The following is a 7691-nucleotide window of genomic DNA, read 5'->3' as shown; positions in this document are numbered from 1 at the left end:
AGGTATTCAGATTTTTGGTGGAATGGGCTTCTCTGAAGAAACACCAATGGAAGCCGCTTGGAGAGATGCGCGTATCGCTCGTATTTATGAAGGAACTAACGAAATCAACAGAATGTTATCTGTTGGTATGTTAGTGAAGAAAGCCATGAAAGGTCATGTTGATTTATTAGGTCCAGCACAAGCCGTTCAGGAAGAATTAATGGGAATTCCGTCGTTTGACACACCAGATTATTCTGAATTGTTTTCGGAAGAAAAAGAAATGATTAAGAAGTTAAAGAAAACCTTCTTAATGGTTGCTGGTGGAGCAGTTCAAAAATTTGGACCAGATCTCGAAAAACACCAACAATTATTAATTGCAGCTGCAGATATATTAATTGAAATCTACATGGCAGAATCAGCAATTTTAAGAACAGAGAAAAATGCAAAGCGTTTTGGTAAAGAAGCACAATCTGCACAAATCGCAATGGCAAAACTATATCTATATCATGCTGTTGATATCGTTGAGGAAAAAGGAAAAGAAAGTATAATTTCTTTTGCAGAAGGCGATGAGCAACGTATGATGCTAATGGGTCTTAAACGATTTACAAAATACACAAATTATCCAGATATCGTGGATTTACGTATTGAGATTGCTGAAAAAGTAAAAGCAGAGAATAAGTACTGTTTTTAAAAATAGATTAAGTTAGAAATAGAAAAAAAGCCAATTCATTAGTTTGAATTGGCTTTTTACTTGTTTTATAAACCTTTATAATTAGTCTTTTACTAAACGAATAACTTTAACTTCATTTCCAGAATAAACCTTTGCAAAATAAACTCCTATTTCTAAATCTTTAGCATCTATTGAGACATTGATGGTATTTACTGCAATAGACTTTATGTTCTTACCTAGAATATCATACAACTCTAATTTAGTTATTATATTACCCGAAGCTACTATTTCCCAATTATCTTTTGTTGGATTTGGAAACACTTTAAATGTTGTTGAAGTAAATTCATTAACACCTAAAGAATTCTCAGTAGAGAAATAAATATTATCAAAATAAATAGTTCCGTTTCCTGTGAATTTCGTTTGCTTTAAATCAGCTCCATCCCATCCAGCATTAAATGTATTATAGTGTGCTAGTGGAATAAAAACGCTCGTCCATTGGCCTTGTACTAATGGTTCATCACCGGTAGGACCAAATGCGTAAAAAGGTTCAGCAGGATTCCCACAACAGACGGTCTCAGACAATGAATCATCAATCAAGAAAAACTCAAAATTAGTCGCTGTTGTAGCAAAATAATCGAGGTGAACATAAATATACGGAGTAGCATCTACTGGATCCCATTGTGAGCCAAAGAAATCTAAATCTAATAACTTACCCGTCATGTTATTGTGCATTTCTAAGTCAACTTCAGAGTAAGTTCCTCCTGCACCACCAAAAGACGTAAATATAAAATTAGATACAGATGGACCAACAATATCACTATAAACGTACAAATCCGTTCCTAACGAACCATATTGAGGTGCAGAGGTTGGAGGATCTGGAATACAAGTATTAGGACATGAACCACCGCAATCAACACCTGTTTCATCACCATCCTCTATTCCATTTGTACATGATGGTGCTGGTGGATCTGTTAATTTATTAGCTCCACAAGTAATATTATCTATCAACAATGTAAGGTCAGAAGGTCTAGGTGGCGTTCCATCACATCTCCAATCAGCAAAAATTACAATTTGATCAATATTAATATTATCACCACTACTTGCTCCTGACGAAATATTCAATGTTAAGGTTTGCCACTGCCCTGCACCACTATAATCACCTTGTGCATCTGAAATCTCAAATACAGTTCCATCTGTAGCATTAACCATTTTAACACCAATTCTACCGATAGGTAAATCACTATTAATATCCATACTTAGAGAAAGGTTACTTAGAACAGCTCCATCTAAAACCCACGTACCCAAAATACCCTGTTCATTTATAGCACCTGCATAACATGCTGAATTTTGATTCACCTCTAGCTGCAATACCTTGGTTACTGGAATTGTACCTCCATCGGTATCTGGATTATCAATAATTTGAGCAATTGGATTGGGTCCTTCAAAAGTTCGTCAATAATTAATTACTCCATCATTATCCGAAGGTTCAAAACCAATATTATATTGTGTTTGTTGACAGTAGCCCAAAGTGATAGAGAATATTAGAACTAAAGTAATTGTAATTTTTTGCATCATGTTTAAGTATAAAGTTATTAGCTTAATTTTTTTTAATGTAAGTCTTTTTAGTAACAAATTGTAGTTTTAATGAATATAGGATCTTATACAACTTGTTTAATTTTAAAAAATCAATTTATGACACTTCTGATAAAATTGCAATTAACAAATTCCATCTAAGAATTAGTCCAAGAATTGCTATATTTAAGTGCTATTAACTTTTATGATGAAATATATCTTATTATTACTTCTATTGGTGTCTTTTGAATTAATTCAATCTCAGAATAACACCGAAATATTCTTGTTCGATATTCAAAACGAAAGCTCTAAAATTTCCCTTAAGAACGGAAAAAACATATCCAACAACCAAGGCTATGACAACCAACCAGCATTCTATGACGATAGGTATATTTTATTTGCATCTACAAGAAATGAACAAACAGATATATCTAAATACGATACGCGTTATAACGCTAAAAGTTGGCTAAATTTTACTGAAGGAGGTGAGTACACACCTTTAAATATTCCAGAAAAAAATGATATTTCCGCCGTACGTTTGGATAAAGATGGTAAACAACGCTTATATAAATATAGTTGGAGTAATGGAGAATCAGATGAACTCATAGAAGATCTGATTGTAGCCTATTACACTTGGTTTAATAACAACACAGTTGTTTCTGCTGTAATTGAAAGTGAGCAGTTAAATTTATACACCACAAATGTTAACTCAGGAAAAAGCAGAAAATATGCAACTAATGTAGGAAGATCGTTTCATAGAATACCAAATTCAAACCTTGTTAGCTTTATATCTAAAGAAAATGACAAACAGTGGCAAATAAAATCTCTAAACCCTGAAACTGGTTCAATTAGACTCATCGCAAATACCATTGAAGGTGTTGAAGATATTTGCTGGTTAGATAGCAAAACACTCTTATCAGGAAATGATAGTAAACTCTACAAATTGACATTGAGAAGAGATAATAATTGGAAACAAGTAGCCGATTTAGCGGAAAACGGAATTACCAAGATTACAAGGTTAAGTATAAATCCGTCGTCTACAAAACTACTTATTGCAGGAGACATCATTGAAGTTGAAGAAACTATAGAGACTAGCAATGAGATAGACACCAAGACAAATGAGTCTGATACTGAAACTAATGCTGAACCGTCAGATGCTGAAAAGATTGTACAATTACAACTCGATGCGTATAATGCCAGATACATTGATGCGTTTATGTCCACCTACACCAAAGATGTAAAGCTTTATAACTATCCTAACAAATTACTTTCTGAAGGACAAGAGCAAATGCGAAAAGACTACACGGCATGGTTTGAGCGTACACCAGATCTAAGAGCGTTTATTAAAAAACGTATTGTTATTGGTAACAAGGTTATTGATGAAGAACAAGTAACCGCAAACGGACAAGTTTTTAACGCTGTTGCTATATACGAAGTAGAAAATGGTAAAATCACTAAAGTGACTTTTATTCAATAACACAACTATAAATTATTAACTTTTAATTAAAATCAAATCTTCCTGAGGTGGAATTAGATATTCGGCACCATCAGCTTTCACTACTGCCATCTCCTCTACCGAAATAGTCTTGATACCACCATTTTCTAATGTCCAGGCATGAAACCCATCAAAAGCAAAGGTCATGCCTTCTTTAATAATTTTCTCGGAAGCTGGTCTTACATGAGATGCTTGAGAACCGCCTAAATTTGGACCAACATCATGTGCCACATAACCTACAGGATGTCCCGTACTCCACATGACATAATCGGAACCTGCTTTTTCCATCAGAACACGTTGTGCTCTATCCACATCAACTCCCTTAGCTCCAGGCTTCATCGCGGCTAATGCGGCTCTATTGCCAGCTTTACCACTTTCCCAGTAATGCATAATATCGTCAGGTGCTTCAGTTTCATCTTTCTTCAAAACATAAGCAAAGCGCTGAATATCACTTACCCAACGGTTATAGACTTTAATACCAAAATCGATTTGTATAACATCACCAGGCATTATTACTTTATCAGTAGCATGTGAGTGTCCTCGGTCAGCTCCTGAATTTACATTTGGATTCTGATCTGGTGCCCAACCATCAGTCACTCCATATTCAGCCATTTTTTGTTTTAAAAATTTAGCAATATCAGCGTCTGTAGATTTTCCAGGAATCACTTGTTTATAGGCTTCAATTTGCCAATCTGCTGTCAATTGTGCTGCCTTGCGCAAAATTTCAACTTCTTGCGGTAATTTAATAGATAACCATTCATAAACCAATTCTGTAGATGGCACTAAGCGATCTGATATATTACCTAATAAATCTTCTAAATTAATACGTTGAGTGTACGTTAAACCATCTGCCATAGAATTACTGGTAGACGAATTAACTGCTATGCTATTAAAATCTTGAGTCTTTATAAAATCAACTGCCATAGCAACTGATGATGTACCTCGTTCTACACTGATAACCTCATCGTGAATATCTAAATCATCTAATGCAGTAGCCTCACCTGACGGTGAAAACACCTTTGAATGTAAACCTTCAGCATCATTATAAAAAAGAAACACAGCAGTACCGGCAGCGTTTTCACCTCCAATGTGATCTGCTATGGGATCATTGTTGTTTTCTCTACAGATAACCAACCAACAATCTACATTAGCATTGTTTAGAGCATTTGGTAATAAGGTATTTATACGTTCTTTTCTAATCTCTGGCCATGGACTTTCTCCCCAATATACTTCTGGATTTATAGTTTTAGTTTCTGGAGTTATTTCTGCACAGCCCGTACAAATAAAAAATAACAATAGAATTCTAGTGATGTTGTTCATTTTCAAAGTTTATGGTATCTTCACGAAGATACAGATAAATAGAAAAAATAAAGCTATCACTCAATGAAATTCATTTTAATTCCCTTCCTGATTTTTGCTGGTTTATTAACTGCGCAAGATGGTCGATTAGAACCAAAACTAGAAAACATCGCATGGATTGCTGGTACTTGGCATGGTGAAGCTTTCGGAGGTCAAACTGAAGAAATATGGAGCGAACCTAATGGTGGTTCTATGATGGCCACTTTTAAATTGATTAACGATGGTAAAGTCACCTTTTATGAAATTGAAATAATCAGAGAGCTTGAAAACACATTAATACTCCAATTAAAACACTTCGGTCCAAATTTAAAAGGTTGGGAAACCAAAGATGAAACCGTTGATTTTCCTTTAATAGAAATCACCAAAAATAAAGTGGTTTTTGAAGGTATGAGCTTCGAGAAGATATCGAACACCGAAATGAATGTTTATGTAGATATGAAAGAAAATGATAAAGTTGAAACCGTAAAGTTTAACTATAGAAAGAAAATTGAACTAACCAAGCATATCAATCACCTCATAATGGTAAAAAAGGCAAAAGCTAAACCTATCATTGACGGTATTGCAGATGATGCTATATGGTCGAGTAAAATTTGGTTACCTATAGACCAGTTATGGTTAGGTGATGCCTACACCGCTGAGGATTTTAAAGGTAGATATAAATTGGCATGGAGTCATGAGGCACTTTATCTTTTGGCAAAAATTAAAGATGATAAACTCGTAGATAATCATGAGGATCCACTTAAGGCTTGGTGGGATGATGATTGTTTAGAAATATTTATAGATGAAGATAACAGCGGTGGAAAGCATCAATATAATCACAATGCGTTTGCATATCATGTGGCCTTAGATGGTAACGTAGTAGACATCTCAACTGAGAAGAAAGGAAAATTCTATAATTCACATATTGAATCTAAGCGCGTAACCAAAGGAAATACATCGATTTGGGAAGTGAAAATTTCACTCTTCGATGATTCCTATTCAGATGATGGAGAAAATACTCCAATAAAACTTCAACCAGGTAAAGTGGTTGGTTTTGCATTAGCTTATTGCGATAATGATACAAGTGAGCATCGTGAAAATTTTATCGGTTCAGTTTTTGTACCTGGAGAAAATAAAAATAGAGGTTGGATCGATGCTAATATTTTCGGAACTTTAAGACTTGAAAATTAAAACACCTATGAAATATATACTATCACTTTTTATTACTCTGTTAGCATTCTCAACTTCTGCACAGACCGACCCAAAAATCTATGACATTGTTGATGCAGTCTCAGAAGAACGCTTAAAAAATGATGTAAAAACTTTAGCTGATTTTGGTACCAGACATACCTTAAGCGATACGCTTTCGGATACGCGTGGTATTGGCGCTGCAAGACGTTGGATAAAATCTCAATTTGATGCTATTTCTGTGGATTGTAATGATTGCTTAGATGTCTTTTTTCAAAAAGACCTTGTAGAGAAAGGTACCAACCAACGTATTGTTAAAGATGTTATGGTAGTTAATGTCGTAGCTATACAGCGTGGCACTAAATATCCTAACCGATACATTATAATGAGTGGTGATATAGACTCTAGAGTTTCAGATCCAACAGATTTTACGTCTGATTCACCTGGCGCAAATGATAATGCTACTGGTATGGCTGGTGCTATTGAAGCAGCAAGAGTTTTGTCTAAATATAAATTTGAAAGTAGTATTGTCTATTTAGGCTTATCTGGTGAAGAACAAGGCCTTTTTGGTGGTCAGGGTATGGCAAAATATGCACAAGACAATAATTGGGACATCATTGGTGTTTTAAATAATGATATGATTGGTAATATCTCTGGTGTTGATGGTGTTATTGATAATCGTACGTTTAGAATATTTTCAGAGTCTACCACTACTGATGAAACAGATCCTGAAAGACTTGCAAGACAAGCTAGAGCGCGTCGTTTTTATGGTGGTGAAATTGATGGAATTTCACGTCAATTAGCGCGATATGTATATGAAACCACAAAAACATATATGCCAGAAATGAATCCAATGATGGTATATCGTTTAGACCGTTTCGGTCGTGGAGGCCATCATCGACCATTTAACGATGCTGGTTTTGCTGGAATCAGAATTATGGAAGCACATGAAAATTATACGCAGCAACATCAAGATATTAGAACCGAAAATGGCATCAACTATGGAGATACTTTTGAGCATGTTAACTTTCCATATTGCAAAAAGTTGACAGCAGTCAATGCCATCACCATGGCAAGTCTCGCCTCTGCTCCACCAGCTCCTAAAGAAGTTGGTATTGGCGGTATTGTAGAGCCTTCTGCTAGATTACAATGGAGTAAAGTTGAAGGAGCCAAAGGTTACAAAATTTATTGGAGAGATACGACGTCGCCAACTTGGGACGATAGCCGTTATGTTGGAGATGTTACAGAATTTACACTAGATGGTATTGTAATTGATAATTCTATGTTTGGCGTTGCAGCCGTTGGAGAGGACGGTCATGAAAGTGTGGTCGTATTTCCTAATAAAATTATACGATAAGGAGACTTCAATTCGTTATATACTTGAACTAAATTAATATGATAATGAAATCATTAAAGTCCATACTTCCAGAATTATTTTTAATTATCTCT

Annotated in this window: 6 protein-coding genes; 4 read left to right on the top strand and 2 right to left on the bottom strand. The window is 35.0% G+C overall.

The genetic code is table 11. The annotated features are described in order from the left end of the window. Positions 1 to 670, top strand: a 670-nt coding sequence (locus ACTG3Y_RS12965; RefSeq protein WP_439153345.1) for an acyl-CoA dehydrogenase family protein, incomplete at its 5' end; no start/stop codon positions are given. 81 nt (positions 671 to 751) lie between these two features. Here the strand turns inward: ACTG3Y_RS12965 and ACTG3Y_RS12960 are convergent. Next, complete coding sequence (locus ACTG3Y_RS12960; protein WP_439153344.1) at positions 752 to 2005, bottom strand: T9SS type A sorting domain-containing protein; 1254 nt, start codon at positions 2003 to 2005, stop codon at positions 752 to 754. A 424-nt stretch (positions 2006 to 2429) separates the two neighbouring features. Between ACTG3Y_RS12960 and ACTG3Y_RS12955 the strand changes: the two genes are divergently transcribed. Next, positions 2430 to 3698, top strand: a complete 1269-nt coding sequence (locus ACTG3Y_RS12955; protein ID WP_439153343.1) for a nuclear transport factor 2 family protein — start codon at positions 2430 to 2432, stop codon at positions 3696 to 3698. Between the two features lie 15 nt (positions 3699 to 3713). Here the strand turns inward: ACTG3Y_RS12955 and ACTG3Y_RS12950 are convergent, their stop codons facing one another. Beyond that, positions 3714 to 5036 (bottom strand): M24 family metallopeptidase, encoded by a 1323-nt coding sequence (locus ACTG3Y_RS12950; RefSeq protein WP_439153342.1) that lies wholly within the window; start codon positions 5034 to 5036, stop codon positions 3714 to 3716. Positions 5037 to 5099: 63 nt separating this feature from the next. Between ACTG3Y_RS12950 and ACTG3Y_RS12945 the strand changes: the two genes are divergently transcribed. Next, on the top strand, positions 5100 to 6245 hold the full coding sequence (locus tag ACTG3Y_RS12945) for a DUF6265 family protein (RefSeq protein ID WP_439153341.1): 1146 nt from the start codon (positions 5100 to 5102) through the stop codon (positions 6243 to 6245). 7 nt (positions 6246 to 6252) lie between these two features. Continuing rightward, positions 6253 to 7599, top strand: a complete 1347-nt coding sequence (locus ACTG3Y_RS12940) for a M28 family metallopeptidase (RefSeq protein ID WP_439153340.1) — start codon at positions 6253 to 6255, stop codon at positions 7597 to 7599. The last annotated feature ends 92 nt before the right edge of the window (positions 7600 to 7691 follow it).

The organism is Winogradskyella sp. (genome assembly GCF_965656915.1).
GTDB lineage: Bacteria > Bacteroidota > Bacteroidia > Flavobacteriales > Flavobacteriaceae > Winogradskyella.
This window is presented reverse-complemented; position numbering and strand designations above follow the sequence as displayed.

What these genes read in the sequence shown, in the direction of transcription:
- ACTG3Y_RS12955 (WP_439153343.1), top strand. Translation starts at nt 2,430, where the DNA reads ATGAAATATATCTTATTATTACTTCTATTGGTGTCTTTTGAATTAATT.
- ACTG3Y_RS12950 (WP_439153342.1), bottom strand. Translation starts at nt 5,036, where the DNA reads ATGAACAACATCACTAGAATTCTATTGTTATTTTTTATTTGTACGGGC.
- ACTG3Y_RS12945 (WP_439153341.1), top strand. Translation starts at nt 5,100, where the DNA reads ATGAAATTCATTTTAATTCCCTTCCTGATTTTTGCTGGTTTATTAACT.
- ACTG3Y_RS12940 (WP_439153340.1), top strand. Translation starts at nt 6,253, where the DNA reads ATGAAATATATACTATCACTTTTTATTACTCTGTTAGCATTCTCAACT.